The following is a 24,150-nucleotide window of genomic DNA, read 5'->3' on the forward strand; positions in this document are numbered from 1 at the left end:
CATGCCCGATCCACCGGTCCTGGTGACCGGCGCCGCGGGCAGCACCGGGGCCGTCGGCCGCACCGTGGTCGAGGAGCTGCGCCGCCGCGAGCTGCCCGTGCGCGCCATGGTCCACCGGGAGGACGAGCGGGCCGAGGCCCTGCGCGCCACGGGCGCGGAGGTGGTGGCGGGCGATCTGACCCGCGCCCCGGACGTGGTCCGGGTGCTGGACGGCTGCGGTCGGATGTACTTCGGCATGAGCGTGTCGCCGAGGTATCTGGAGGCGACGATGACCACGGCGGCGGTCGCCCGCGACTACGCGCGGCTGGACGCGCTGGTCAACATGTCGCAGATGACGGTCTCCCAGATGGACTTCACCAGCACCTCGGAGTCGGCGCAGCAGCGGGAGCACTGGCTGGCGGAGCAGGCGCTCAACTGGTCCGGGCTGCCCGTCACCCATCTGCGGCCCACTGTCTTCCTGGAGAATCCGCTGTTCACGGCCTTCGTCTACCGCTCCATCGCCGAGGAGGGCACGATCCGGCTGCCGTTCGGCACCGGGCGCACCTCCCCGGTCGCGGCACGGGACGTCGCCGCGGTGGTGGCGGCGATCCTGGTGGACCCCTCCTCGCACATCGGCAGGACCTACCACCTGACCGGCCCGGCCTCCGTCGACATGACCACCATGGCCGCGGAGTTCGCCGACGCGCTCGGCCGGCCGGTCGCCTATGTGGACGTCTCCTACGAGGCCTGGGTCAACCACGACCTGAAGCCGCTGGGCCTGCCCGACCACCTCTTCGACCACCTCGCCACGATGGCGCGGCTGCACGCGGAGAACCGCTACGACCGCCGGACCGACGACATCGAGACGATCACGGGAAGGCCCGCGACCGGGGTGCGGGAGTACGTCCGCGAGCACCCCGAGATGTTCACGAGATGACGTGGGCGCGATGGCCCATTCCCTGGAATACACCTCCAAGGGAGTAAATTTTCCCCATGGGCATGGACGACGCCATCGCCGCTCGGATACGCATGATCACCGAGGCGGGTGACGGGCTGAGCGGCCCCGATCTGCTCGGATTCACGCTCGACCACGCCGTGACGGAGACCGGCGGCCTCGGCGGCATGGTGCATCTGCGCGGTCCCGGCGCCCGGTCGCCGCTGCTCACGGCGGTGCACGGGCTGATCCGTCCGGTCGCCCGGGACTGGGCGGAGGTCGAGCCGGCCGGCGCCAGCGCCCCGGCCCGCGCGATGGCCCGGGGCATATCGGTGTGGGCACCGACCCTCGGCGCCGGGGACGGCACGGGCCCGGCGCTGCCCGCCGGAAGCGGGCTGCTGGCGGTTCCGCTGATCACTCCCGAGGGGGTCACCGGCGCGGTGTCGGTGCTGATGGTCCCGGCCGAGCGGCCCGCGCCGGAGCGGTGGGCGGCCGTCGAGACGCTGGCCGCGTGGGCCGCCCTGCGGCTGCGGGAGGACCCTCCCGACCCGGACCGGGACCAGGGCCGGGGCCGGGGCCAGGACCAGGGCCAGGGCCGGGGCCGGGGCGGCACCGGCACCTTGCCGGCGGACGACCAGGTGAGCCAGGCGCTCTGGCATATGAGCGACGCCTTCTTCGCGGTCGACGGCGACTGGCGCATCACCTTCGTCAACGGCGAGGCGGAGCGGCTGCTCGGCGCCGCCCGGACGACTCTCGGCCGGACGCTGTGGGACGCCTTCGCGCGGCTGAGCGTCGAGGAGGCCGAGCCGGGCCTGCAAAGCCGCTACCGGCGGGCCGCCGAGAGCGGCACCCCGGTCGGGTTCGAGGTCCGCTGGCCCACCAATCAGCGCTGGTACTCCATGCGGCTGGTCCCGGTGCCGAACGGGCTCACGGTCTACGCCGCCGATATCACCGCGAGCCGGGCGCGGGAGGCGGAGCGGGCCGCGGCCGAGCACGCGGCGGCCGAGCGCACCGCCCGGATCGGCGAGCTGACCAACGCCCTCGCGCAGGCGCTGACGATGCGCGACGTGGTGAACGCCATCGCCGACCGGGTGCTGCCGCCGTTCGGCGCCTCGGGGATGGTGGTACAGCTCATCGAGGGCGACGTGATCCGGATCGCCGGGGCCGTCGGCTATCCGCAGCCCTTCCTGGAGTCGATCGACGGGGCCTCGATCCATGAGGTGTCGCCGGTCTCGGAGGTGTACCAGACCGGGGCGCCGGCCTTCGTCGAGTCGGCCGAGGAGTACACCGCGCGCTATCCCGGCATGGCCGGGCGGCCCGCCGCGGCCGAGAAGCAGGCATGGGCCTTCCTGCCGTTGATCGTCTCCGGCCGGAACATCGGCTGCTCGGTGGTCGCCTTCGCCGAGCCGCGCCGGCTCGACGCGGAGGAGCGGGCCCTGCTCACCGCGCTCAGCGGACTGATGGGGCAGGCCATCGAGCGCGCCCGGCTGTACGACGTGGAGCACACCCGGGCCAAGGAGCTCCAGCGGGGGCTGCTGCCCCGTGCCCTGCCGTCGCTGTCCTCGGTCACCACCGCCGCACGCTATCTGCCCGCCAGCGAGGGCATCGACGTGGGCGGCGACTGGTACGACGTGATCCCGCTGTCCGGCGCCCGGGTGGCCCTGGTCATCGGCGATGTGATGGGGCACGGGCTGTCCGAGGCGGCCACCATGGGCCGGCTGCGCACCGCCGTGAACACCCTGGCCGAATTGGAGTTCCCGCCCGCCGAGTTGCTCACCCGGCTCAACGACGTGGTGAGCGAGCTGGGCGACAACCTCTACGCGACCTGTCTGTACGCCGTGTACGACCCGGTCGGCGCCACCTGCGTCTTCTCCAGCGCCGGACATCCGCCGCCGGCCGTCGTACGCCCCGGCCACCCGGTCCGCTTCGCCGGCGGCGCCCCCGATCCGCCGCTGGGCGCGGCCCAGCCGCCGTTCGAGACCACCGAGGTGAGGCTGGAGGAGGGCAGTCTGCTGGTGCTCTACACCGACGGTCTGGTGGAATCCGCCGCCCGGGACATCGACCGCGGGATGCGGCACCTGGCGAGCGCGCTGTCCAGCGCGGCCCGCACACCCGGCCCGGGGGACGGCCGGCCCGACGGAGACCGGGGCGGACACGCGTCGCTGGAGCGGCTGTGCGACGAGGTGCTGGCCGAGTTGCTGCCGGAGAAGCAGCTCACCGCCGATGACGCGGCACTGCTGATCGCCCGTACCCATGCGCTCGCCCCCGACCACATCGCCGCCTGGCCGTTGTCCGAGGGGCCGATCGCCGCGGGTGAGGCGCGCGACCACGTCCGGGACCAGCTGGCCCGCTGGGAGCTGGCCCCGCTCACCCCCACCGCGGAGCTGCTGGTCAGCGAGTTGGTCGCGAACGCGATCCGGCATGGCAAGGGCCCGGTCGAACTGCGGCTGCTGCGTGGCGAGGGGCTGATCTGCGAGGTGACCGACGGCTCCTTGACCACCCCCCGGATCCGCCATGCCTCGGAGACCGACGAGGGCGGACGCGGACTCCAGCTGGTCTCGGCCCTCTCCCAGCGCTGGGGCACCCGCTACACGCCCACCGGCAAGTGCATCTGGACCGAACAGCCACTCCCCTGACGCCCAGCGGCGGGCAGCGGTCTCCGTCGCACCTCAGCCGGTCCAGACCCCGTCCCTCGCGGCCTGTCGCGCGTAGTCCGCGAAGTCCCGTGGCGCGCGCCCCAGGACGCGACGGACGTCGTCCGTCAGATGCGCGTTGCGCCCGTCCAGCAAGGTGGCGAAGAGCTCGGTCAGAAACGCCCCCAGCCCCTCCGGCAGCCCGTGGTCGCGCACCAGCGCGGCCCCGTAACTCCCGGCGGAGACCGGCACGTAGCGCACCGCGCGGCCCGTCGCCCCGGCGATCTCCGCGGCCGCCTCGGCGAAGGTCAGCAGCCTCGGCCCGGTGATCTCGAAACTCCGGTCTCCGGGTACGTCCCCGGTCAGCGCCGCGACCGCGACATCGGCGATGTCGTCGGCGTCCACGAAGGGCTCCTTGACGTCCCCGGCGGGGAAGACGATCTCGCCGTCGAGCACCCCGTCGCGCAGAATGCCCTCGTCGAAGTTCTGGAAGAACCAGCTCGCGCGCAGCACGGTCGCCGCCACGCCCGGCACCCGCACCGCCTCCTCGGCGGGCCGTGCCGCCTCCACACCCCGGGCGGAGAGCAGCACCAGCCGCCGGGTGCCGCGCTCGGCCGCCAGTCCGGCGAAGGCGCGGAGGGTGGCGGCGGCTCCCGGGTCGCAGACATCGGGGTAGTACGCGATGTACGCGGCGGCGGCCCCGTCCAGCGCGGGCTCCCAGGTGCGCGGGTCCTCCCAGTCGAACGGCGTTCCGCCGGACCGGGAGCCGATCCGCACCGGGTGTCCCGCCCGGCTCAGCCGTTCCGCGACCCGGCGGCCGGTCTTGCCGGTGCCGCCGAGGACGAGGACGGTCGTGCGCTCTGTGGACCGTGATCGCGTGGCCTGTGTTTCCGTGTGCTGTGTCGTCATACGGCCAGTCAACTCGCGGGCCGTGAGACGGGCCATGGCCGAGAGGCTCCACCGCATGCGCGAGCGTCTACGCTGTGCCGCATGGACGCGCTGGCGAGCCTGCTGGACGGCCCGCGGGCCCGGGGGGCCTTTCTGCTGCGGGTCGTGATGGAGCCGCCCTGGGCGGTGCGGATCGAGGACCGGGCCCCGCTGTGCGTGATGACCATGGCACGCGGCGAGGCGTGGGTGGTGCCGGACGCGGGCGAGGCGGTGCGGCTGCGCCCGGGGGACGTGGCGATCGCGCGCGGCCCGGATCCGTATACGGTGGCCGGCGACCCCGCCACCGCGCCGCGGGCGTGGATCCTCCCCGGTGAGGTGTGCCGCACGGCGGACGGCGTCGATCTGGCCGAGGCGATGGCGCTGGGGGTGCGCACCTGGGGCAACAGCCCGGACGGCTCGGCCGTGATGCTCATCGGCAGCTATCTGCTGGACGGGGAGATCAACGGGCGGCTGCTGGACGCGCTGCCCCCGCTGCTGACGCTGGACGGCGGGGTGTGGGACTGCCCCCTGATGCCCTGGCTCGGCGAGGAGATCGTCAAGGACGAACCCGGGCAGGAGGCGGTCCTGGACCGGCTGCTGGATCTGCTGCTGATCTCGGTGCTGCGGGCCTGGTTCTCCCGGCCGGAGGCCGGGGCGCCCGGCTGGTACCGGGCGCTGGGCGACCCGGTGGTGGGCCGCGCCCTGCGGCTGCTCCAGAACAACCCGGCCCATCCGTGGACGGTCGCCGGGCTCGCCGCCGAGGCGGGTGTCTCGCGGGCGGCGCTGGCCCGCCGCTTCACCGCGCTGGTGGGCGAGCCGCCCATGGCGTATCTGACCGGCTGGCGGCTGTCGCTCGCGGCGGATCTGCTCCGGGATCCGGAGCAGACCCTGGCGGCGGTCGCCCGGCGGGTCGGCTACGGCAGCGCGTTCGCGCTCAGCGCCGCCTTCAAGCGCGAGCGCGGCCTGAGCCCGCGGGCGCACCGCGCATCGGCATTGAGCGCGGCTCACGCTTCGGGCAACAAAAGCTGACCGATTCACTGTGGGCGCGGGGATACCGGAGGCATGGCGCTGCCGGACACCACCGCCCCGCTCAGCCTCCACTCGCTGGTCCAGCCGGTCTCCCGGGCCCTCGTCACGGTCAGCCGCGCGGGCACCGGCAACGGCGACGGCGGGTCCGCGCCACGCGGCTGATGCCCCGTCGCGCGGGCCGTCTCAGCCCGCGGGCGCGCCGCGCCGCGGCATGCGGCTGACCGGCGGCACTCGCAGGCAGCCGTCCGGGCCGCAGGTGGTGGTGCGGTCGTAGAGGTCCATCAGGCGGCGGGCGGCGCGGGCGATGGCGTAGCGGTCGACGGCGTCCGGGACCGGGAAGCGCAGCGGGCCCTGGGCGGCCTGCGCGCGCAGGGCGGCGGCGAGGGCGGCCGGGCCGGGGGCGATACGGCGGGCGCCGGGCGCGGCGCCGTCGGGCAGCTCGTCGAGGGCGGGGCAGACGGTGTGCAGCACCGGCAGCCCGGCGGCCAGCCCCTCCAGTGCCGCGAGGCCGAACGCCTCCTCGGCGGACGGCGAGACCAGGACGTCCATGGCGGCCAGCAGCGCGGGCAGCCCCGCGGGCCGGTCGTCGGCCGGGGCCACCGCGCCGTCGCGCTCCCCCAGCAGCCTGACCCGGTCGGCCACGCCGAGCCGGGCGGCCAGGTCCTCCAGGGCGGGGCGCTCGGGGCCCTCGCCGACCAGCAGCAGCCGGGCGTCCGGCACCTCGGCGACGGCCCGCACCGCCGTGTCGAACCGCTTGTCCGCCACCAGGCGCCCCACCCCGCCGACCAGGAAGGCCCGGTCGGGGATGCCGAGCCGGGCGCGGGCGGCCGCCCGCGCGGTCGGCTCGAAGCGGAAGTGGCGGGCGTCGATCCCGTTGGGCACCAGATGGATCCGGCGGTTGGGCACGCCCCAGTCGCGCAGCCGGTCGGCCACGGCGGCCGAGACGGCGACGGTCGCCGAGCCCAGCCGCTCGGCGGCGAGATAGCGGGCGCGGAGGGCGGCGTTGAGCGGACGGCCGTCGATCCGGCGCTCGCCCAGGCTGTGTTCGGTGGCGATGACCGCCCGGACTCCGGCCAGCCGGGCGGCGATCCGGCCGAGCACACACGCCCGGTACAGATGGGTGTGCACCAGGTCGTAGCCGCCGGACCGGATGATCCGCGCCAGTCTGGGCACGGTGGTGAGCTGCCGCTCGCGCCCGCCGCCCAGGGGCGGATGGGTGACCGGGATGCCGTCCGCGCGAATGCCGTGCGCGGTGGCGCCGGGGCCCGAGAGGGCGATGACGTCACAGCGGACCGGCATATGGCGCAGCAGCAGCCGCAGTTGCTGTTCGGCTCCTCCGGCCCCGAGGCGGGAGATGATGTGCAGGACTCTCATCGGGCGACTGCGCCCCATCCTCCGTATTCCGATGGGCTTCGATCGGTGCCGACCCTGCCAGACGGCGGGATGTAAATCACGTAAGACGCGCGCCGCTGGGCCGTCGGAGTGGATGCCTTACGAGCCGTCAACAATGGCGCGCCGAATATCCGATGTGCGCGCTCATGCCCCATGGGATTGTTACCTTCTCATCTCGCGCGATGACCTGAAGAATATGGCCCGTATGGGTCATCGTGGCGCGACATTCGGTTCGAGCCAGCCCCGCGGGAGTGCCCAGATGTCTGCACCGACCCCCGTCAGAGATTCCCCCCGGAAAACCACCGCACGCGCCGTAGCCGGGCCGCCGCCCGCGCGTACCGCGTCGGATTCCCGCGTCCCGCACCACCGTCCCGCCCCGGTGTACGAGTACAAGCGGTACAGCGAACTGGCGGGCCCGCTGACCAAGCCCCCGGCGGACCGCCCCTACAGGGTGCGCTGCCGGAGCCTGCTGGCGCAGGAGCCGCACCGGATCCGTGCCGCGCTGCTGCTGTGCGCGGCGCCGGTGTGCTCGGCGGTGCTGCTGCTGTGGCTGCTGCACCCGGACCACTGGGTGGAGCGCGGGTACGCGCCGGGGTGGCAGCGGGCGGCGGATGTGGCGATGCTGGTCTCGATCGCGCTGATCGAGGGGTTTCGCCTGTTCACGGTCGTCTCCAACGCCCATGCCACGCTGGTGGCGCGGGATCCGGTGCCGGTGGTGGCCGAGCCTGGGACCCGGGTGGCGTTCCTGACCAGCTTCGTGCCCGGCAAGGAGCCGATCGCGATGGTGCGGGCCACGCTGGAGGGGGCGGTGCGGATCCGGCACACCGGTCCGCTGGACGTCTGGCTGCTCGACGAGGGGGACGACGACGAGGTCAAGGCGCTGTGCGAGCGGCTGGGCGTACGGCACTTCTCGCGCAAGGGAATCGAGAAGTGGAATCAGCCGAAGGGGGCTTTCCGGGCGCGGACCAAGCACGGGAATTACAACGCCTGGCTGGACGCGCACGGCGACGGTTATGAATTCATGGCGTGTGTGGACACCGACCATGTGCCGCTGTCCAACTTCCTGGAGCGCATGCTGGGTTACTTCCGGGATCCGGATATCGCCTTCGTGGTCGGCCCGCAGGTCTACGGGAATTACGACACCCCGGTCACCAAGGCCGCCGAAAGCCAGCAGTTCCTTTTCCACGCGCTGATCCAGCGGGCCGGAAACGCCTATGGCGGCCCGATGTTCGTGGGGACCAACAACGTGGTGCGGATCAGCGCGCTGCGCTCGATCGGCGGGCTGTACGACTCGATCACCGAGGACATGGCCACCGGTTTCGAGCTGCACCGCCACCGCAACCCGGCGACCCGTAAGAAGTGGCGCTCGGTCTACACCCCCGATGTGCTCGCGGTCGGCGAGGGGCCGAGCACCTGGACGGACTTCTTCACCCAGCAGATGCGGTGGAGCCGCGGCACCTACGAGACCGTGCTCAAGCAGTTCTGGAAGGGCCCGTTCACCCTGTCGCCCGGCAAGCTGCTGAACTACTCGCTGATGATCGCGTACTACCCGATGACCGCGGTCAACTGGCTCCTCTCCGCGCTGTCGTGCGCGCTGTTCCTGATGCTGGGCGCCGCCGGGATCCACATCCCGGCCGAGATGTGGATGATGCTCTACAGCGACGCCGCGATGCTCCAGATCGGGCTGTACATCTGGAACCGGCGGCACAACGTCTCCCCGCACGAGCCGGAGGGCTCCGGCGGGCTGGCCGGGATGCTGCTCTCGGCGCTGTCCGCGCCGATCTACGCCAAGTCGCTGTGCGACGCGGTGCTGCGGCGCACCAGCCGGTTCGTGGTCACGCCCAAGGGCGACTCGTCCAGCCCCGACCGGCTCGCCACGTTCCGTATCCATCTGCTGTGGGCGGGGGTGTTCGGCTCCTCGCTGGTCGGCTCGTTCTTCCTGGGGCACACCCATGCGGTGATGCGGGTGTGGGCGGTGCTCGCGCTGGCCCTGTGCCTGGCTCCGGTGGCGATCTGGTCGGTGGGGCTGCCGCGCCGCGGCCGGAAGGGTCCGGCGCGTGGCACGGTGCCGACGGCGCGCGACGCGGCGAGCCCCGAAGGGGCGCGGGGCTGCGTCGATATGCTGCTCCGCCGCGTGGGCGCGACCGGCCACCACGGCGCCGCGGCCGATTGACGGCAGATCAGGGCGCTTCCAGCGGAGCGCTCAGCGGTGGGGGGCGTTGCGGGCCAGGTCGAGGGCGTACTTGGTCCACCAGTGGCCCGCCGGAGGGCCGCCGTTGCAGGTGCCGTCGGACTCCCCGGGCCGTTTGATCCACAGATAGGCGTCCACGAGGGGGTCCCCGGTGTGGGTGCTGGGCGGCTCGCCCAGCGCCCGCCCCGGCGGGTTGCACCAGCGGTCCCGCGCCCGGATGCCGTGCCGGGCCGCGCCGCGGGCCCGCAGCGGCCCGTTGCCGTTGCGGCTGGTGTCGATGATGAAGTGGGCCTTGTCGAGGGCGGTGGAGAGCCGGTGGCCGTACGCCTTGGTGCGGGCGGTCGGCTGGAAGTTGGAGACGTTCAGCGCGAAGCCGTCCGCCTGCTCGATACCGGCGTCGCGCAGCGGCCGCACCAGCCGGGCGGGATTCCGGATCCAGCTCGGGTTCCCCGCGTCCAGGTACACCTGGACGCGGGGCAGCGCGGCGAACAGGGCGACCGCCTCGCGGAGCATCTCCAGCCGGGCCTTGCGCAGCCTGCGCGGCACACAGCCGTCGACCAGCTGGGCCACCGCGTCGGGCTCCAGGACGACGATCGCCCTGCGATCGCCGATGCCGAGCGTGAACTGCTCGATCCACCACCGGTAGGCCGCGCGGTTCCGCGCGCCGCCCGCCGAGTACCGCCCACAGTCGCGGTACGGGATGTGATAGGCCACCAGAACCGGGGTGGACCCGGTCCGCGCCGCCGATTCGGTGATGGAGCGGGCCCGTTCCCGGGGCGGCGCGGGGCCGAACCATTCGGCGACCGGCTGCTGGGCGATCCGCCGGATGAGCGCGGCGTCGCCGTTCTTTCCCTCGTGTTCCCTCTCATGAGCCTGCCGGGCGGCGAGGCTGTCCGGGTTCACCCAGAGCCCGCCGCGCCGCAGGGGGGACTCGAACATGCGGCATGCACCCAGCGGAAGCATCACCGCGAGGCATACGGCGGCATGCAACCAAAGCCGCATAATGCTCGTTCTTGCACCTTTCTCTCGCATGCGACGAATCATGGCACCGGGTGTCATGGGTTCAGCGTTCCCGGCGCTCCCGCGCGTCCTCGTCCGTACGCCACAGGGGGTGCTCCCGGGCCGCCCACGCCCGCTCGACCCGGCCCGTGCGCATCCCGCGCCGGGCCTCCGGATCGGCGAGCGCCTTGCTGATATGGCCGAGCAGGACGATGCCGATGGCCAGCGCCAGCCAGTCGTGGACGAAGGTGGCGCTGGTGCGCCACACCAGCGGGGCCAGACCGGTGAACCACATCAGCAGCCCGGTGCCCGCCATCACCAGCACCGCGCCCGCGATGTACCCCGCGTACAGCTTCTGCCCGGCGTTGAACTTCCCCGCCGGGCGCTCCTGGGGCCGGTGGTCGCGCCGCAGCGCCGCGCGCAGCCAGCGGCGGTCGTGCGGGCCGAAGCGGTTGAGGCGGGTGAGATCGGCGCGGAAGGCGCGGGAGACGAGGCCGAGCAGGGCCGGGAGCGGGGCCAGGATGCCGGTCCACTCATGGACGGTGACGACGAGCTCGCGGCGGCCGACCAGTTCGGCGAGCGCGGGCAGATAGAGACAGGCCGCGCTGACCACGCACGCGCCCAGCAGGAGGGCCGTGGTGCGGTGGATCCAGCGCTCGGCGGGGCTGAACCGGAGCACCCGGGAGCCGGCCTCCCGCTCCCCGGCCCGGGGCGGAGGCGCCGTCGTCCGCTCAGGCGGTGGGGTCATCGTCGCGTCCGTTCGACCTGCCGACCCAGGCGTCGACGTCATAGCCCCGCTCCTCCCAGTAGCCGGGCCGCACCTCATCGGTGACGGTGATGCCGGAGAGCCACTTCGCCGACTTGTAGAAGTACATCGGCGCCACGTACAGCCGCACCGGCCCGCCGTGGGAGTGGCCGAGCGGCTTGTCCCGAAGCTTCAGCGTGACCAGCACATCAGGGCGCCGCGCCTGGTCGAGGGTCAGGCTCTCGCTGTACGCGCCGTCGAAGCAGGTGAAGCGGACCGCCTTGGCCCCTCGGCGCACTCCGGCGGCGTCCAGCAGCGCCGACAGCCGCACCCCCTCGAACGGGGTCTCGGGCACCCGCCAGCCGGTGACGCACTGGACGTCGCGCACCAGGCGGGTCTGCGGCAGCGCGCGCAGATCGGCGAGGCGGTACGCACCGGGCTTGTCGACGAGTCCGTCGACGGTGAGGCGGTAGCTGTCGGCGTCCTTGTGGGGCACGGAGGAGGTGACGGAGTAGTAGCGGAAGCCGCCGCCGTTGGGGAGGAGTCCGGTCACCCCCGTCGGGTCCTTGTCGGCCACCGCGCCCAGGGCGGTCTCCAGCCGGCCCTGGAGCCAGGGGGCCGCGGCCATCGCGCCCGCGCCGAGGCCCAGCATGCCGAGGACGAGGCGCCGGCCGACGGGCGTGCCGTCGCCGTCCGGTCCGGCACCGGTGTTGGGGTCCATGGATTGATGAGAGCACCGGGCGGGGGTGGTGCGCCATCTCCTGCCGGGATTCGTCAGACTTCGGTAAGACTCCGGGGGCGAGCGGCGTACGAGGGGGTTACGCCACTAAGGTCTCCCCCGCCTGCCCGGCTGCCCACCTACCCGCCTACCCCACCGCCTCGGCCGCCGCGCGGCCCGCCGTACGGCCCGAGAAGAGGCAGCCGCCCAGGAAGGTGCCCTCCAGGGAGCGGTAGCCGTGCACTCCGCCGCCGCCGAAGCCCGCCGCCTCACCGGCCGCGTAGACGCCGGGCAGCGGTTCGCCGCCCTCGGTCAGGACGCGGGAGGAGAGGTCCGTCTCCAGGCCGCCGAGCGTCTTACGGGTCAGGATGTGCAGCCGCACGGCGATCAGCGGGCCCGCCTTGGGGTCGAGGACGCGGTGCGGGGCGGCGGTGCGGATGAGCCGGTCGGCGATGTACTTGCGGGTGCCGCGCAGGGCGGTGACCTGGAGGTCCTTGGTGTAGGGGTTGGCGATCTCGCGGTCCCGGGCGACGATCTCCCGCCGCAGTTCGGCCTCGTCGATGAGCGGCTCCTTGGTGAGCTCGTTCATCCGCCGGACCAGCGCGGGCAACGACCGCTCGACGATGAAGTCCGCGCCGTGGTCCATGAACGCCTGGACCGGGCCCGGCGCCCCGGCCCGCCCGCGGCCGATCACACCGCGGACGCTCTTGCCGGTGAGGTCCGGGTTCTGCTCGGAGCCGGAGAGCGCGAACTCCTTCTCGATGATCTTCTGGGTGAGCACGAACCAGGTGTGGTCGTGGCCGGTCCGCATGATGTGCTCGAGCGTGCCGAGGGTGTCGAAGCCGGGGAACAGCGGCACCGGCAACCGCTTGCCGCGCGCGTCGAACCACAGGGAGGACGGGCCGGGCAGGATGCGGATGCCGTGCCGGGGCCAGATGGGGTTCCAGTTCTGGATGCCCTCGGTGTAGTGCCACATCCGGTCGCGGTTGATGATCCGTCCGCCGGCGCCCTCGGCGATGCCGAGCATATGGCCGTCCACATGGGCCGGGACCCCGGAGATCATCCGCTCGGGCGGGGAGCCGAGCCGCTCGGGCCAGTTGGCGCGGACGAGGTCGTGGTTGCCGCCGATGCCGCCGGAGGTGACGATCACGGCCTGGGCGCGCAGTTCGAAGGCGCCGGTGACCTCGCGGCTGCTGGGGCTGCCGCGCTCGGCCTGGCTGGGCTCCAGGATGTCGCCGGTGACGGTGTCGACCGTGCCCGCGCTGCGGGCCAGCCCCGTCACCCGGTGCCGGAAGCGCAGCTCGACCAGGCCGCGGGCGGCGGCGGCCCGCACCCGCCGCTCGAAGGGGGCCACGATGCCGGGGCCGGTGCCCCAGGTGATGTGGAAGCGGGGCACGGAGTTGCCGTGCCCGGTGGCGTCGTAACCGCCGCGCTCGGCCCAGCCGACCAGCGGGAACAGCCGCAGCCCCTGGGCGTGCAGCCAGGACCGCTTCTCGCCCGCCGCGAAGTCCACGTACGCCTCGGCCCAGCGGCGCGGCCAGTGGTCCTCCTCGCGGTCGAACCCGGCCGTGCCCAGCCAGTCCTGCCAGGCGAGCTCGTGGCTGTCACGGATGCGCAGACGGCGCTGCTCGGGTGAGTCGACGAGGAAGAGACCGCCGAAGGACCAGTGGGCCTGGCCGCCGAGCGACTGCTCGGGCTCCTGGTCGAGCAGGATCACCTTACGGCCGGCGTCGGCCAGTTCGGCGGTGGCCGCGAGGCCCGCGAGCCCCGCGCCGACCACGATGACATCCGCGTCGTACGCCATGGTGTGGTGTCCCGTTCTCGTGAGCCCGCCGGCGGCCACCGGCGGTGTGCCGGCGGTGCACCGCCGGAGCCATGACCGCCGATCCTGCCTACCGGCTAGTACGGCGTCAACCCGGGGTGTGGGAGCGGTTTCCGGCCGCTGCCGCCCCGTGCCCGCCCCGTGCCGGACGGCCAACTCCGTCCGTGCAGCCTGGGCGTGGAACAAAAGGTCACATTCGTTCACCGACATTGGACAGGGTTCGGCCAAACGGGCATCATCATCGACCATGGCTGACCGCTCCGTTGAGCACTCAGGGCCGAGGCCCGATGTCGAACGTCGTGTGGTGAACCCGACGCTCATCACGCCCGGCCCACAGCCCCTCTTAGCCGCACCGGACGCGGACGAGGCACCACAGGTGCTCCGCGGCGAGGTGATCGGCCCCCGGCACGCCCGCCGCCGCCAGGCGGACAACCGGCGCAAGGCGGCCGCAGGGGCGATTCTGCTGTCGGCCACCGGCGCCGCCACCGCGCTCTTCATGCTCATGGGCAAGGACGCCCGCCAGGCGACGGCCGCCTCCGGCCACGACAGCTCGACGGCCGCGCCGGACGAGCCCGAGAGCCATGCCGTCCCGTACGCCGAGGCGGCGGTCGGCGAGACCCCGCTGCGCGGCGCCCGCGCCGAGAAGCCCAAGCCGCAGCCACCGGCCGCCGCCCAGCCGACGGCCCAGGCCCCGGCGGGCGACTCCGCACCGGACAAGCCCGCGGCGTCGTCGTCCGGCAAGGGCCGCTCCACCCCGTCCTGGCCGGGCTGGTCGTCCCGGGGACCGGGGCAGTACGACGACTGGCAGGACGCGGTGGAGGCGTTCGACAGCTGGGCCGAACAGCAGGCGAGACAGCGCGGCCAGGACGGCGGCTCCGGGCCGTACGGACCGGGACAGGGACAGGGCGACGGCTACGGCGGCGGCTATGGCGGAGACTATGGCGGCGGCAACGGCTATGGCGGTGGGAACGGCTATGGCGGAGGCTATGGCGGCGAGTACGGGGGCGGCTACGGCGGGGGCCACCGGCGCTGACCGCGCCCCCGATCTGCTTGTATGGCGGTATGCCTGATCAGGAACCGCTTTCCGCCGACGAACTGCTGGACATCGTGGACGAGCGGGATCGCGTGGTGGGCCAGGCCCGGCGCGGCGACGCCATGGCCCATCGGCTCCGCCACCGCTGCGTCTTCATCCAGGCGCGGGACGCCCAGGGCCGGATCTTCGTCCATCGCCGCACCGCCGAGAAGCTGGTCTTCCCGTCGCTGTACGACATGTTCGTGGGCGGGGTCGTCGGCGCGGGCGAGGGCTATGACGAGGCGGCGCTGCGCGAGGCGGAGGAGGAGCTGGGAGTGCGGGGGCTGCCCCAGCCCGTACCGCTGTTCTCGTTCCTCTACGAGACGCCCGAGCACACCTGGTGGAGCCGGATCTACGAGGTGCGCTGCGAGCTGCCGGTCGATCCGCAGACCGAGGAGGTCGCCTGGCACGCGTTCCTCACCGAGGAGGAGCTGACGCGGCGGCTGCCGGAGTGGGAGTGGGTGCCGGACGGGTGGGAGGCGTACCAGCGGCTGGCGGAGTGGCACCGTGAGAAGGTCGAAAAGTGACGGATACTTCCGGGCCCTCGGAGCCTTCCCGCCACACCGAGCCCGAGCCCGAGCCGCGTGGCGGTGGCCGCCTCTCAGCGGTCTCGGACATCCGGCTGTGGTTCGCGCCCGAGCGGCTGCGGGAGGAGGGCAGCACCCCCGACTACCGCTTCTCGCTCGCCAACGAACGGACCTTCTTGGCATGGCTGCGCACCGCGATGGCGCTGGTGGGCGGCGGATTCGCGGTCGACCAGTTCCTCCCGGAGACCGGCCGCCCACTGCGGCTCGCGCTGGCGCTCATGCTGCTGGCGGCCGGCGCGCTGTGCGCCCTGCGGGCCATCAGCCACTGGGTGCGCTGCGAGCGGGCCATGCGACGCGGCGAGGACCTGCCGGCGTCCCGCTTCCCGATCGTGCTGGGGCTGGCGGTCGGGGTGGTCGCGCTGCTGATGGTGATCGTGGCCGCCTTCGGGTGGGGCGGGTGAGCCGGGAGGTGTGAGGCGATGCCGGAAGGGAAAGGGACCGGCGGGTCCCGAACGCGGGACCGGGACCCCGGCCTCCAGCCGGAGCGGACGCGGCTGGCTTGGCGCCGTACGACGCTGGCGTGCGCGGTGGCCGCCTCGCTCGCGGGTCGGCAGACGCTGCACAGCGGTATCGACCCGGTCTCGCTCGTGGTCCTGGCCCTGGTCGTGCTGGCGTGGCTGGCCTTCCTGGCCCTGGCCCACCACCGTATCCGGGCCATGCACGCGCCCCGGCCGCCCGCCCTGTCCCCGCGGGCGGCCGCGGCCGTGGTCGCCTGCACGGTCGCGTTGACGGCGCTGGGGGCGGCGACGCTGCGATAGGGCTGGGCTGGGGCCGGGGGCGATTCCCCACCCCGCCCCTTCCCGATACAAGGGGCTCCGCCCCTTGACCCCACCGGGGCTCCGCCCCGACCCCCAGCCGCCCCAGCACACACGCTGGCCCGCGCCGCCCCGCACGCCCACGTCGGCGCCCGGGGCGAAGCCCTGGCGGGGCCCCGAGCAGAACCCCGGCGGGGACGGGGGCGGAGCCCTGGCGGGGCCCGGAACGGAGACCCGGCAGGGCCCGGGGCGGAGCCCCGGTGGAGTCCGGAGCAGAACCCCGGCAGGGTCCGGAGCGAAGCCCTGGCGGGGCCCGGAGCAGAACCCCGGCGGGGTCGAGGGCGGAGCCCTGGCGGGGCCCGGAACGGAGACCCGGCAGGGCCCGGAGCAGAACCCCGGCAGGGCCCGGAACGGAGACCCGGCAGGGGCCCGGAGCAGAACCCCGGCGGGGTCCCCGGTGGGGTCCGGGGCCGAGCCCCGGCGGGGTCCGGGACGGGGCCCTGGCGGGGCCCGGAGCGGAGCCCCGGCGGGGACGGGGGCTGAGCCCCGGTGGAGTCCGGAGCAGAACCCTGGCAGGGCCCGGAACAGAACCACGGCGGGGTCGAGGGCGGAGCCCTGGCGGGGCCCGGAACGGAGACCCGGCAGGGCCCGGAGCAGAACCCCGGCAGGGCCCGGAACGGAGACCCGGCAGGGGCCCGGAGCAGAACCCCGGCGGGGTCCCCGGTGGGGTCCGGGGCCGAGCCCCGGCGGGGTCCGGGACGGGGCCCTGGCGGGGCCCGGAGCGGAGCCCCGGCGGGGACGGGGGCTGAGCCCCGGTGGAGTCCGGAGCAGAACCCTGGCAGGGCCCGGAACAGAACCACGGCAGGGGCCCGGAGCAGAACCCCCGGCGGGGTCCCCGGTGGGGTCCGGGGCCGAGCCCCGGCGGGGTCCGGGACGGGGCCCTGGCGGGGTCCGGGACGGGGCCCTGGCGGGGTCCGGGGCGGAGCCCTGGCGGGGTTCAAGGGGCGGAGCCCCTTGTATCGGGAAGGGGCGGGGTGGGGGCTCAGCACGCCGCAGGCGGCCTCCGGTCAATCCACCGTGATGGCGACCTTGCCCCTGACATGGCCCTCCATGCTCAGACGCTGCGCGTCCGCCGTCTTCTGGAGGGGGAAGACCGCGGAGACCTCGACACCGAGGGCGCCGCGTTCGGCGAGGTCGGTGAGGTCCTGGAGGTCGTTGGGGTCGGGGCGGACGAAGACGTAGTGGCCGCCCAGGCCGAGGACGGCGGGATCGGCGATGGAGGCCAAGCGGCCCCCGGGGGCGAGAAGTTCGGAGGAGACGGCGAGCGCGTCGCCGCCGACGAGGTCGAGCACGGCGTCCACCCCGTTCGGGGCGAGGGCGCGGACCCGGCCGGCGAGCCCGTCCCCGTACGCGGTCGGCTCGGCCCCGAGCGCCCGCAGATACTCGTGGTTGCGCTCCCCCGCCGTGCCGATCACCCGCGCCCCCATGTGCCGGGCCAACTGCACCGCCATCGAGCCGACCCCGCCCGCCCCCGCGTGCACCAGCACCGTGTCGCCCTCGCCGACCCTCAGCGCCCGCACCAGGCACTGGTACGCCGTCAGGCCCGCCAGCGGGATGCCCGCGGCCTGCGTGAAGGAGAGGTTCCGCGGTTTGCGGGCGAGGGTGCGGACGGGCGCGGCCACGTACTCGGCGCAGGTGCCCCGGGAGAGGAAGTCCTCCCGTACGTAGCCGATCACCTCGTCACCTGGCTGGAACTCCGTCACCGCCGGGCCCGGCTGCTCCACCACCCCCGCGACGTCCCAGCCGGGGATGACCGGGAAGACCGCGTCCAGGACCGGTTCGAGGTATCCGGCCTGCGCCTTCCAGTCGACGGGGTTCACGGCGGCGGCCTTGACCCTGATCAGTACGGAGTCGGGGCCGACCTTGGGCTCCGGCCGCTCCCCGTACTCCAGGATCTCGGGGCCGCCGTAGCGGCGGTAGCTGATGGCCTTCATGGTGGTGCTCCTCGCGGTCTTCGCGGTCTTCGCGGTTCGCGGCGGGTCCGCGGTTCGTTCGCGGGTTCACGATTTCGTTCGCGGCTTCGCGGCTTCGTTCGCGGGTTCGCGGGTTCGCGGGTTCCCCGTCCCGGCGTCTTCTTGCCCGCTCCTCCCCTTCGACGCTCCTGCTCGCCCACCGCCACCGCAAATCCGCACCCGTCCCCCCGCCCGCTACGCCCGCCCCTGCACCGCCAGCGGCGGCAGCGCGGCGCGCGGCTCCACCCCGCCGAACCAGAAGCCCAGCAGAAACGCCACGGTGGCCTCCAGCAGGCGGGCCCGCTCCAGACCACCGCCGTCCAGCGGTACGCAGCCCATGTCGCGGACCAGGGTCCGTACGGCCTCCAGGGCGCCCTCGTCGTCCCCGCACAGCGGAACCCCCAGCGGGCCGTCGGCGAAGACCGGCGGGGTCATCCGCCACACCGCGTCCGCGCAGTGGCAGAACCCCTTCACCACCCGCGCCCCGACGGCCCGCGCCGCGATCTCGGCCATGCCCGGCCCGCCGTCCGTGGCGAGGGTGAAGCGGCCGGGGACGATCGCGTTGGTGCAGTCGATCAGTGCCCGGCCGCTTAGCGTCCCCTCGGCCGCGCCCGCCGCGTCCAGGGCCGCCTCGACGCCCTCGTACGCCACTGCCAGCAGCGTCACCTCGCCGAAACCGGCGGCCTCGCGCGGGCTCCCCGCCCGCGCGCCATGGCCGATCCGCGCGGCCAGCGCCTCCGCCTTCGGCCGCGAGCGGCCGCCGATCAGCAGCTCGTGGCCCGCCCGCGCCCACTGGGTTCCCAGCGCGTCGGCCATGTTGCCCGTGCCCAGCACTCCGATCCGCATCGCGGTCTCCTCGTCATCGCGCGTCGTAGGGCAGCGACACTAGGAAGTCCGTCGCACACCGCGCGGTGTGCGACGGATGCGCTAGGACGGCGGCCAGGAGGTCATCAGTGAGCGAACAGGCGACGACGACACGGCCCACCACCCCGGGCGGATTCATCGCCCCGGACGGATTCATCGCCGACTGCCGGGCGCGGCTGGGTTTCGATCTGCTGGCCCATACCTGGACCGCCGTCGTGATCTTCGGGCTGCGAGAAGGGCCGCGCCGCCCCGGCGAGCTGCGCGAGGCCATCGGCGGCATCAGCGCGAAGGTGCTCAACGACACCCTGCGCCGCCTGGAGGACGACGGGCTGGTGGAGCGGCACCGGTACGCGGAGGCGCCGCCCCGGGTCGAGTACGGGCTGACCCCGCTCGGGGAGACCCTGCTGGGGCCGGTCGAGGCGCTCGGCGCCTGGTCGGTGGAGTACGGGGACGCGGTGGTCGAGGCCCAGGAGCGGGCCGAGCGGCGGCGAGCGCGGCAGGAGCGGCAGGAGCGGAACACCGGGCAGGAGCGGAACACCGGGCAGGGACGGAGCACCGGGCAGGGGCGGTAGGCCCCGCCCGGCGGTCCGCCCCGGTGACCGGCCCCAGCGCCCCGCCCCGGCGGTCCGCCCCAGCGCCCGCCCCGGGCCCGCCTCGTCGCCCCCCGAACCGCCATGTCACACGCCCCGCACCCGACACCCACTGGACTACATACCGACTGGTCGGCATCATGAGGCGGGACGAACGGCCCGCCCGTTCCCGTATACGAGTACGAGAGAGGTTCGATGAACGCAGGCAATCCCCCAGGGCTCGACCTCGAACGGCTCCGCGCCCACCTCGACCGCGAACGTGCGGGGCTGGTGCGCGGGCCGCTGAGTGCCGAGCTGATCGAAGGCGGCCGCTCGAATCTCACCTACACCGTCACCGATGGCACGTCGCGCTGGGTGGTCCGCCGTCCGCCGCTGGGCCATGTGCTCGCCACCGCCCATGACATGGCGCGGGAGCACCGGGTGATCAGCGCCCTGCATCCGACGGCCGTGCCGGTGCCGGAGCCGGTGCTGCTGTGCGGGGACGAGTCGGTCATCGGATCGCCCTTCTACGTCATGGAGTTCGTCGAGGGCACCCCGTACCGCACCGCCGAGCAGCTCGCCGCCATCGGCCCGGAGCGCACCCGGGAGGTCGTGCTCTCCCTCGTCGACACGCTCGTGACGCTGCACTCCGTCGACCCGGCCGAGGTCGGGCTCGGTGACTTCGGGCGCCCGGAGGGCTTCCTGGAGCGGCAGCTGCGGCGCTGGGGCAAGCAGCTGACCGCCTCGCGCAGCCGTGAGCTGGCCGGGATCGACGAGCTGCACACCCGGCTCGCCAAGGCGCTCCCGGCCTCCCCCGCACCCACGGTCGTGCACGGCGACTACCGCCTCGACAACGTTCTGGTGAACGCCGACGACCGGATCACCGCGATCCTCGACTGGGAGATGTCCACGCTCGGCGATCCGCTGACCGACCTCGGACTGATCGTGATGTACAGCGGTCATCCGAACCTCGCCGACTCCCCCATCTCCTCCACCCAGGGCGCCCCCGGCCACCCCTCCACGGACGAGCTGATCCAGCGGTACGCCGAGGGTTCGGGGCGCGATGTCAGCGGCGTCGCCTGGTACACCGCCTTCGCCTACTTCAAGCTGGCGGTGATCCTCGAGGGCATCCACTACCGCTACACCCTCGGTCAGACCCTCGGCGCGGGCTTCGACCGCATCGGCGACATCGTCCCCGCCTTCATCGACCACGGCCTCACCACCCTCCAGGAGAGCTGATCCCGTCATGGACTTCGCATTCGACGCCCGGACCGAAGAGCTCCGCGCCAAGCTGCTCGCCTTCATGGACGAGCACGTCCATCCCGCGGAGGCGGTCGCCGAGGAGCAGCGGGCCGCCCTCGACTCCCCCTGGCTGACCCCGCCGGTCGTCGAGGAGCTCAAGGCCGAGGCCCGCCGCCAGGGCCTGTGGAACCTCTTCCTGCCCGACGCCGAGTACGGCGCGGGGCTGACCAACCTCCAGTACGCCCCACTCGCGGAGATCACCGGCCGCAGCCCCCAGCTGGCCCCCACCGCCCTGAACTGCGCCGCCCCCGACACCGGCAACATGGAGGTGCTCGCCCAGTTCGGCGACGAGCGGCAGCGCAAGCAGTGGCTGGAGCCGCTGCTCGCGGGCGAGATCCGGTCGGCCTTCGCGATGACCGAGCCCGAGGTCGCCTCCTCCGACGCGACCAACATCGAGACCCGGATCGAGCGCGACGGCGACGACTACGTCATCACCGGGCGCAAGTGGTACATCTCCGGGGCCATGAACCCCGACTGCAAGATCTTCATCGTGATGGGCAAAACCGACCCGGAGGGCGCCGATGTGCGCCGCCAGCAGTCGATGGTGCTGGTGCCGCGCGACACCCCGGGTGTCGAGGTGCGGCGCGCGATGCGGGTGTACGGCTACGAGGACCACTACCACGGCGGCCACGCCGAGGTGGTCTTCGACCGGGCGCGGGTGCCGGTCGGCAACCTCATCGGCGAGGAGGGCGGCGGCTTCGCCATCGCCCAGGCCCGCCTCGGCCCCGGCCGGATCCACCACTGCATGCGGCTGATCGGCATGGCCGAGCGCGGTATCGAGCTGATGTGCCGACGGGCGGTGAACCGGCAGGCGTTCGGCAAGGCGCTCGCCCAGCAGGGGCAGGTGCACGAGTGGATCGCGGACGCGCGGGTCGCGGTGGAGCAGCTGCGGCTGCTGGTGCTGAAGACGGCCTGGCTGATGGACACGGTGGGCAACCGCGAGGCGCACACCGAGATCCAGGCCATCAAGATCGCGACGCCGCGGACGGTGGTGGGGATCCTGGACCGGGCGGTGCAGTTGCATGGGGCGGGTGGGGTGAGCCAGGACTTTCCGCTGGCGGAGCTGTGGGCTGCGGCGCGTACGTTGCGGCTCGCGGACGGTCCGGATGAGGTGCATCAGCGGTCGCTGGCGCGGCGGGAGTTGAAGCGGTACGTGTAGGTAGAGCGGGGTGGGGTTTGTTCCCCGCCCCGCCCCTTCCCGCAACCGGGGGCTCCGCCCCCGGACCCCCGGTCCTCAAACTCCCCCAGCCACCGCTGGGAGGTGCCCCCTGGACGGGCTGGTTTTACGGCCGTAGCGCGCGCATCAGGAGGTCGGCCAGGTGGTCGGCGACCTCCTGGGGGGCCCAGCGGCCGCCGGGGCGGTACCAGGTGCCCAGGTGGTGGACGGAGCCGAAGTGGTAGTCCACCACCAGGTCCGCCGGGGTCCGGGAGCTGAACACCCCGGCCCGCTGCCCCTCCTCGATCAACGCGCGGAACCGCTCGTGGTAGCGGCGCCGCTCGGCGCGCACCTGCTTGTGCTTCTCCGGGCTGAGTTGGTGCATCGACCGGAAGAAGATGGTCGCGTCGTCGAGGTTCTCGATGGTGGTCACCACGACATCCGCCGCCGCCTCCCGCAGCCGGGTCTCCACCGGTGCGTCGGCGTCCGCGAAGGCGTCCAGCCGCTCCTGCTGAAGCCGGAGCACCCGGCCGTAGATCTCGTGGAGCAGATCGTCCTTGGAGCCGAAGTAGTGGTAGAGCGCGCCCTTGGTGACGCCCGCCGCCTCGACGATCTCCTGTACGGACGTCCGGTCGTAGCCCCGCTCCGCGAAGAGGCGGGTGGCAGCGGCCAGCAGCCGCTGTGGCACCGGCTGTCCGTCACCGTCCGTCGCTCTGGCCATGGTCGCCACCCGTTCTCTTCCTCTTCTCTCTCATCCTCGCAGTTCCCGCCGGAGGATCTTGCCACTGGTCGTCTTCGGCAGCTCGGGCAGGATCTCCACCTCGCGGGGGTACTTGTACGCGGCAAGCCGCTCCGCACAGTACGCGGACAGCTCGTCCGGTGTGACCTCGGCCCCTGATCGGAGGCTCACATACGCCTTGACCGTCTCGCCGCGGTACGCGTCGGGTTTGCCGACGACGGCCGCCTCCCGCACGGCGGGGTGAGTGTAGAGCACGTCCTCGACCTCACGCGGCCAGACCTTGAACCCCGAGGCGTTGATCATGTCCTTCTTGCGGTCGACCACGTACAGCCAGCCGCCCTCGTCCATGAAACCGATGTCGCCGGTGCGCAGTTCCCCGTCGGGGAGGGCGGCCGCGGTCGCCTCCGGGCGCCGCCAGTAGCCGGGCACCACCATCGGGCCGCGGACGACGATCTCGCCCTGCTCGCCGAACGGCACGTCCCGCCCCTCGTCGTCCGCGATGCGCACGATGGTGTCGGCGCCGGGGACGCCGACGGCGAGGGTGCCGGAGACCGGGTCGACGGGGGCGCGGACCCCGGGCGGGACGCTTGCGCAGGGCGCGGTGCACTCGGTGAGCCCGTAGCCGTTGTGCAGATACGGGCCGAAGCCGGACTGGAACCGCTCGACCAGCGCGGGCGGCAGCGGGGCGCCGCCGGAGGAGATGATGCGGAAGGACGAGAAGTGGTCGCGGGTGGCCCCGGGGTGGGCCATCAGCGCCATGAAGGCGGTGGAGGGGCCCACGGTGTAGAGGGGGCGGTGCTCGGCGAAGGCGTCGAGGACGACACCGGTCTCGAAGCGGTAGGCCAGGGCGAGGGTGCCGGCTCCGGAGACGCATGCGCACAGCTGGCAGACCATACCGGTGATGTGGAACAGCGGGGCGAGCGCGAAGAGCGTCGAACCGGTGGGCAGCTCATGGAGGAGGTGCTGCCGGTCGGCGTTGTAGGAGATGTTGCCGTGGGTGTTGGTGGCGCCCTTGGGGGTGCCGCTGGTCCCGGAGGTGTAGCTGATCAGCGCGATGTCGTCGGGGCCCGGGGCGGGGACGGATGGCGGGCGGGCCCCGGCGCGGGCGACGGCGAGGAGGTCCTGGGTGTCCTCGGGGACCGGGATGGGCTGGTCGCGCAGCACCCGCTCGTCGTCGCGGGTCTGGAGGTCGCGGGCGTCGGCGGTGAGGGCGATGCGCACCGGGGACGCGGCGGCCGTGTCGCGTATGTAGTCCTCCCAGCCGTGGCGGGAGCAGACCAGGGCGCTCACCTCGGCGTCGTCGAGGATGTGCGCGAGCTCGGCACCCTTGTACATGGGGTTGACCGGGACGACCGTACCGCCCGCCTTCCACGCCCCCAGCAGCGCGAGCACGAAGTGCGGGGTGTTCTGGAGCATGATCGCGAGGCGGTCGCCGGGCCGGAAGTCGCGCTCGGCGAGATGGCCGGCTACGCCGTCGGAGAGCTCGTCGGCCTCCCGGTAGGTCAGCCGTCCGTCGAAGTAGGCGAGCGCCGGGTGGTCGGGGGCGGTGCGCACGGCGTCCCGGAACGCGTGCAGCGGACTCGGCCGCGGGACGATCGGCCGGCGCTGTTTCTCATTGAGCTGAGCGAGCCATGGCTGGTCCTGGTATGTGGTCATGGGTGCGGCCCTGTCTCGACGGGGGTGAGGGTGGTGGCGCGGGAAGGTGCGGAGGAGGCGGGAAGGTAC

The 24,150-nt window shown here is 73.5% G+C and carries 22 protein-coding genes; 12 read left to right on the plus strand and 10 right to left on the minus strand.

Annotation, left to right across the window (positions count from 1 at the left end; translation table 11 throughout):
• Nucleotide 1 precedes the first annotated feature (1 nt).
• Nucleotides 2–916 carry an NAD(P)H-binding protein gene (locus tag ACJX2R_RS13805; protein WP_413100356.1) on the plus strand — a complete coding sequence of 305 codons (915 nt, stop codon included), beginning with the start codon at nucleotides 2–4 and terminating at the stop codon, nucleotides 914–916.
• 56 nt (nucleotides 917–972) lie between these two features.
• Nucleotides 973–3,549 carry a SpoIIE family protein phosphatase gene (locus tag ACJX2R_RS13810; protein ID WP_413100357.1) on the plus strand — a complete coding sequence of 859 codons (2,577 nt, stop codon included), beginning with the start codon at nucleotides 973–975 and terminating at the stop codon, nucleotides 3,547–3,549.
• A 33-nt stretch (nucleotides 3,550–3,582) separates the two neighbouring features.
• Here ACJX2R_RS13810 and ACJX2R_RS13815 read toward each other — a convergent pair whose 3' ends face one another.
• A complete protein-coding gene (locus ACJX2R_RS13815; protein WP_413100358.1) occupies nucleotides 3,583–4,455 on the minus strand; it encodes an NmrA family transcriptional regulator in 873 nt (290 codons plus the stop codon).
• Nucleotides 4,456–4,536: 81 nt separating this feature from the next.
• On the opposite strand from ACJX2R_RS13815, the gene ACJX2R_RS13820 reads away from it, so the two are divergent.
• Nucleotides 4,537–5,502, plus strand: a complete 966-nt coding sequence (locus ACJX2R_RS13820; RefSeq protein WP_413100359.1) for an AraC family transcriptional regulator — start codon at nucleotides 4,537–4,539, stop codon at nucleotides 5,500–5,502.
• Nucleotides 5,503–5,535: 33 nt separating this feature from the next.
• Nucleotides 5,536–5,664: a hypothetical protein gene (locus tag ACJX2R_RS13825; RefSeq protein WP_413100360.1), complete on the plus strand. Its 129-nt coding sequence runs from the start codon at nucleotides 5,536–5,538 to the stop codon at nucleotides 5,662–5,664.
• Nucleotides 5,665–5,685: 21 nt separating this feature from the next.
• On the opposite strand, the gene ACJX2R_RS13830 is transcribed toward ACJX2R_RS13825, so the two are convergent.
• Entirely contained in the window at nucleotides 5,686–6,876 is a 1,191-nt protein-coding gene (locus ACJX2R_RS13830; protein ID WP_413100361.1) for a glycosyltransferase, read from the minus strand.
• A 277-nt stretch (nucleotides 6,877–7,153) separates the two neighbouring features.
• Between ACJX2R_RS13830 and ACJX2R_RS13835 the strand changes: the two genes are divergently transcribed.
• A complete protein-coding gene (locus ACJX2R_RS13835) occupies nucleotides 7,154–9,067 on the plus strand; it encodes a glycosyltransferase family 2 protein (RefSeq protein ID WP_413100362.1) in 1,914 nt (637 codons plus the stop codon).
• A gap of 30 nt (nucleotides 9,068–9,097) precedes the next feature.
• Here ACJX2R_RS13835 and ACJX2R_RS13840 read toward each other — a convergent pair whose 3' ends face one another.
• The 4 genes from ACJX2R_RS13840 to ACJX2R_RS13855 form a co-directional block, all read right to left on the minus strand.
• Nucleotides 9,098–10,024: a glycoside hydrolase family 6 protein gene (locus ACJX2R_RS13840; RefSeq protein ID WP_413100363.1), complete on the minus strand. Its 927-nt coding sequence runs from the start codon at nucleotides 10,022–10,024 to the stop codon at nucleotides 9,098–9,100.
• 124 nt (nucleotides 10,025–10,148) lie between these two features.
• Nucleotides 10,149–10,832: a cytochrome b/b6 domain-containing protein gene (locus ACJX2R_RS13845; RefSeq protein WP_413100364.1), complete on the minus strand. Its 684-nt coding sequence runs from the start codon at nucleotides 10,830–10,832 to the stop codon at nucleotides 10,149–10,151.
• Nucleotides 10,816–11,550 carry a molybdopterin-dependent oxidoreductase gene (locus ACJX2R_RS13850; RefSeq protein WP_138911406.1) on the minus strand — a complete coding sequence of 245 codons (735 nt, stop codon included), beginning with the start codon at nucleotides 11,548–11,550 and terminating at the stop codon, nucleotides 10,816–10,818. The genes ACJX2R_RS13845 and ACJX2R_RS13850 overlap by 17 nt, the downstream gene beginning before the upstream one ends.
• Before the next feature lie 145 nt (nucleotides 11,551–11,695).
• Complete coding sequence (locus ACJX2R_RS13855) at nucleotides 11,696–13,351, minus strand: FAD-binding dehydrogenase (protein ID WP_262703656.1); 1,656 nt, start codon at nucleotides 13,349–13,351, stop codon at nucleotides 11,696–11,698.
• Between the two features lie 265 nt (nucleotides 13,352–13,616).
• Between ACJX2R_RS13855 and ACJX2R_RS13860 the strand changes: the two genes are divergently transcribed.
• The 4 genes from ACJX2R_RS13860 (at nucleotide 13,617) to ACJX2R_RS13875 (ending at nucleotide 15,786) form a co-directional block, all read left to right on the plus strand.
• Nucleotides 13,617–14,402 (plus strand): hypothetical protein, encoded by a 786-nt coding sequence (locus tag ACJX2R_RS13860; protein ID WP_413100365.1) that lies wholly within the window; start codon nucleotides 13,617–13,619, stop codon nucleotides 14,400–14,402.
• Between the two features lie 29 nt (nucleotides 14,403–14,431).
• Nucleotides 14,432–14,968 (plus strand): NUDIX domain-containing protein, encoded by a 537-nt coding sequence (locus tag ACJX2R_RS13865; RefSeq protein WP_413100366.1) that lies wholly within the window; start codon nucleotides 14,432–14,434, stop codon nucleotides 14,966–14,968.
• An 89-nt stretch (nucleotides 14,969–15,057) separates the two neighbouring features.
• Complete coding sequence (locus ACJX2R_RS13870) at nucleotides 15,058–15,429, plus strand: YidH family protein (protein ID WP_262703727.1); 372 nt, start codon at nucleotides 15,058–15,060, stop codon at nucleotides 15,427–15,429.
• Between the two features lie 18 nt (nucleotides 15,430–15,447).
• A complete protein-coding gene (locus tag ACJX2R_RS13875; protein WP_262703659.1) occupies nucleotides 15,448–15,786 on the plus strand; it encodes a DUF202 domain-containing protein in 339 nt (112 codons plus the stop codon).
• Between the two features lie 1,064 nt (nucleotides 15,787–16,850).
• Here ACJX2R_RS13875 and ACJX2R_RS13880 read toward each other — a convergent pair.
• Both ACJX2R_RS13880 and ACJX2R_RS13885 read right to left on the minus strand, forming a co-directional pair.
• Nucleotides 16,851–17,777 (minus strand): NADP-dependent oxidoreductase, encoded by a 927-nt coding sequence (locus ACJX2R_RS13880; RefSeq protein WP_413100367.1) that lies wholly within the window; start codon nucleotides 17,775–17,777, stop codon nucleotides 16,851–16,853.
• Between the two features lie 213 nt (nucleotides 17,778–17,990).
• Nucleotides 17,991–18,641: an NADPH-dependent F420 reductase gene (locus ACJX2R_RS13885; protein ID WP_413100368.1), complete on the minus strand. Its 651-nt coding sequence runs from the start codon at nucleotides 18,639–18,641 to the stop codon at nucleotides 17,991–17,993.
• A gap of 107 nt (nucleotides 18,642–18,748) precedes the next feature.
• On the opposite strand from ACJX2R_RS13885, the gene ACJX2R_RS13890 reads away from it, so the two are divergent.
• The 3 genes from ACJX2R_RS13890 (at nucleotide 18,749) to ACJX2R_RS13900 (ending at nucleotide 21,689) form a co-directional block, all read left to right on the plus strand.
• The gene (locus tag ACJX2R_RS13890) at nucleotides 18,749–19,231 is read left to right on the plus strand and encodes a winged helix-turn-helix transcriptional regulator (protein WP_413100369.1); all 483 of its coding nucleotides are present in this window, start codon (nucleotides 18,749–18,751) and stop codon (nucleotides 19,229–19,231) included.
• Nucleotides 19,232–19,444: 213 nt separating this feature from the next.
• On the plus strand, nucleotides 19,445–20,467 hold the full coding sequence (locus tag ACJX2R_RS13895) for a phosphotransferase family protein (protein ID WP_413100370.1): 1,023 nt from the start codon (nucleotides 19,445–19,447) through the stop codon (nucleotides 20,465–20,467).
• A 7-nt stretch (nucleotides 20,468–20,474) separates the two neighbouring features.
• Nucleotides 20,475–21,689, plus strand: coding sequence for an acyl-CoA dehydrogenase family protein (locus tag ACJX2R_RS13900; protein WP_413100371.1), 1,215 nt, complete (start codon nucleotides 20,475–20,477; stop codon nucleotides 21,687–21,689).
• A gap of 124 nt (nucleotides 21,690–21,813) precedes the next feature.
• Here ACJX2R_RS13900 and ACJX2R_RS13905 read toward each other — a convergent pair whose 3' ends face one another.
• The gene (locus tag ACJX2R_RS13905; protein ID WP_121825018.1) at nucleotides 21,814–22,407 is read right to left on the minus strand and encodes a TetR/AcrR family transcriptional regulator; all 594 of its coding nucleotides are present in this window, start codon (nucleotides 22,405–22,407) and stop codon (nucleotides 21,814–21,816) included.
• 30 nt (nucleotides 22,408–22,437) lie between these two features.
• Nucleotides 22,438–24,081, minus strand: coding sequence for an AMP-binding protein (locus tag ACJX2R_RS13910; RefSeq protein WP_413100372.1), 1,644 nt, complete (start codon nucleotides 24,079–24,081; stop codon nucleotides 22,438–22,440).
• Nucleotides 24,082–24,150 lie beyond the last annotated feature (69 nt).

Source organism: Streptomyces sp. Inha503, assembly GCF_047215865.1.
In the GTDB taxonomy this organism is placed as follows: Bacteria; Actinomycetota; Actinomycetes; order Streptomycetales; family Streptomycetaceae; genus Streptomyces; species Streptomyces lycopersici.

Excerpts from the sequence above, each read along its gene's own strand:
- ACJX2R_RS13805 (WP_413100356.1), top strand. The coding sequence starts at position 2 with ATGCCCGATCCACCGGTCCTGGTGACCGGCGCCGCGGGCAGCACCGGG.
- ACJX2R_RS13810 (WP_413100357.1), top strand. The coding sequence starts at position 973 with ATGGGCATGGACGACGCCATCGCCGCTCGGATACGCATGATCACCGAG.
- ACJX2R_RS13815 (WP_413100358.1), bottom strand. The coding sequence starts at position 4,455 with ATGACGACACAGCACACGGAAACACAGGCCACGCGATCACGGTCCACA.
- ACJX2R_RS13820 (WP_413100359.1), top strand. The coding sequence starts at position 4,537 with ATGGACGCGCTGGCGAGCCTGCTGGACGGCCCGCGGGCCCGGGGGGCC.
- ACJX2R_RS13825 (WP_413100360.1), top strand. The coding sequence starts at position 5,536 with ATGGCGCTGCCGGACACCACCGCCCCGCTCAGCCTCCACTCGCTGGTC.
- ACJX2R_RS13830 (WP_413100361.1), bottom strand. The coding sequence starts at position 6,876 with ATGAGAGTCCTGCACATCATCTCCCGCCTCGGGGCCGGAGGAGCCGAA.
- ACJX2R_RS13835 (WP_413100362.1), top strand. The coding sequence starts at position 7,154 with ATGTCTGCACCGACCCCCGTCAGAGATTCCCCCCGGAAAACCACCGCA.
- ACJX2R_RS13840 (WP_413100363.1), bottom strand. The coding sequence starts at position 10,024 with ATGTTCGAGTCCCCCCTGCGGCGCGGCGGGCTCTGGGTGAACCCGGAC.
- ACJX2R_RS13845 (WP_413100364.1), bottom strand. The coding sequence starts at position 10,832 with ATGACCCCACCGCCTGAGCGGACGACGGCGCCTCCGCCCCGGGCCGGG.
- ACJX2R_RS13850 (WP_138911406.1), bottom strand. The coding sequence starts at position 11,550 with ATGGACCCCAACACCGGTGCCGGACCGGACGGCGACGGCACGCCCGTC.
- ACJX2R_RS13855 (WP_262703656.1), bottom strand. The coding sequence starts at position 13,351 with ATGGCGTACGACGCGGATGTCATCGTGGTCGGCGCGGGGCTCGCGGGC.
- ACJX2R_RS13860 (WP_413100365.1), top strand. The coding sequence starts at position 13,617 with ATGGCTGACCGCTCCGTTGAGCACTCAGGGCCGAGGCCCGATGTCGAA.
- ACJX2R_RS13865 (WP_413100366.1), top strand. The coding sequence starts at position 14,432 with ATGCCTGATCAGGAACCGCTTTCCGCCGACGAACTGCTGGACATCGTG.
- ACJX2R_RS13875 (WP_262703659.1), top strand. The coding sequence starts at position 15,448 with ATGCCGGAAGGGAAAGGGACCGGCGGGTCCCGAACGCGGGACCGGGAC.
- ACJX2R_RS13880 (WP_413100367.1), bottom strand. The coding sequence starts at position 17,777 with ATGAAGGCCATCAGCTACCGCCGCTACGGCGGCCCCGAGATCCTGGAG.
- ACJX2R_RS13885 (WP_413100368.1), bottom strand. The coding sequence starts at position 18,641 with ATGCGGATCGGAGTGCTGGGCACGGGCAACATGGCCGACGCGCTGGGA.
- ACJX2R_RS13895 (WP_413100370.1), top strand. The coding sequence starts at position 19,445 with ATGAACGCAGGCAATCCCCCAGGGCTCGACCTCGAACGGCTCCGCGCC.
- ACJX2R_RS13900 (WP_413100371.1), top strand. The coding sequence starts at position 20,475 with ATGGACTTCGCATTCGACGCCCGGACCGAAGAGCTCCGCGCCAAGCTG.
- ACJX2R_RS13905 (WP_121825018.1), bottom strand. The coding sequence starts at position 22,407 with ATGGCCAGAGCGACGGACGGTGACGGACAGCCGGTGCCACAGCGGCTG.
- ACJX2R_RS13910 (WP_413100372.1), bottom strand. The coding sequence starts at position 24,081 with ATGACCACATACCAGGACCAGCCATGGCTCGCTCAGCTCAATGAGAAA.